At 53.0% G+C, this 897-nt stretch carries 1 protein-coding gene; it reads right to left on the bottom strand.

The genetic code is table 11. The annotated features are described in order from the left end of the window. Positions 1 to 3: 3 nt before the first annotated feature. Positions 4 to 897, bottom strand: an 894-nt coding sequence (locus tag JFQ59_RS12310; protein WP_202320806.1) for an acyl-CoA dehydrogenase family protein, incomplete at its 5' end; no start/stop codon positions are given.

The raw sequence follows: 897 nt of genomic DNA, 5'->3' as shown, positions 1-897 counted from the left end.
TTTTTACATCAATGGATGCTTCCTCACCGTACCCAGCCTTGAGGGTATCTTGCCGAGCAGTGATCTGCCAATGACCTCAAGCTCGATCTCCCTCGTACCCTCGTAGATCTCAAGAATTCTTGCATCCCTGTAGAACCTGCTTATCGCCTGCTCGCCCATGAATCCGTAACCGCCGTGGATCTGCAGAGCTTCGTGGACTATGAACTGGGCAACCCTGGCTGTGTAGTATTTGGCCATCGCAGTCAAACCGGGATCGGGCATGCCCATCTTGTCCTGGAAGAATGCCGCCTGGTAGGCGAGCAGTCTCGCAGCCTCAAGCTCCGTTCTCATCTTGGCAAGTTTTTCCTGCGTGACCTGGAAGTCGGCGAGCTTTCTTTCAAATACCTCTCTGTTTCTGGCGTAGTGGTAGGCGAGTTCAAAAGCTCCCTGAGCCAGACCTACTGCCTGGAAGGCAACAGGAATTCTTGTCACGTTGAAGAACATCATCGTCTGGTAGAAGCCCTGCCCTTCCTGGCCGATCAGGTTCTCTTTCGGCACTCTGACGTTCTTGAAGACCACTTCAGCAGTATCGCTCGCCCTGATGCCGAGCTTGTTTTTCAGCTTGTTCGCCTGAACTCCCGGCATGTCCTTCTCAACAATAAAGACGGACATGCCGTGGTGTCTCTTTGGCGGGTTAGGATCGGTTCTGGCGAGGACGATGTAGTAGTCCGCTATGGTTCCGTTTGTTATGAACATCTTTGTTCCGTTGATCACGTATTCGTCCCCATCCTTGTCGGCTCTGGTTTTTATGCCCGCTACATCACTTCCCGCCTGAGGCTCGGTGTAGCAGGCTGCGCAGATTTTCTCTCCCTTGGCAAGTGGTGGGAGGTATTTCTTCTTCTGCTCCTCGTTGCCGAA

The sequence above is a fragment of the Archaeoglobus neptunius genome (assembly GCF_016757965.1).
GTDB lineage: Archaea > Halobacteriota > Archaeoglobi > Archaeoglobales > Archaeoglobaceae > Archaeoglobus > Archaeoglobus neptunius.
Note: the sequence above shows the minus strand (reverse complement) of the source record. Positions and strands in the feature narration are given on the sequence as shown.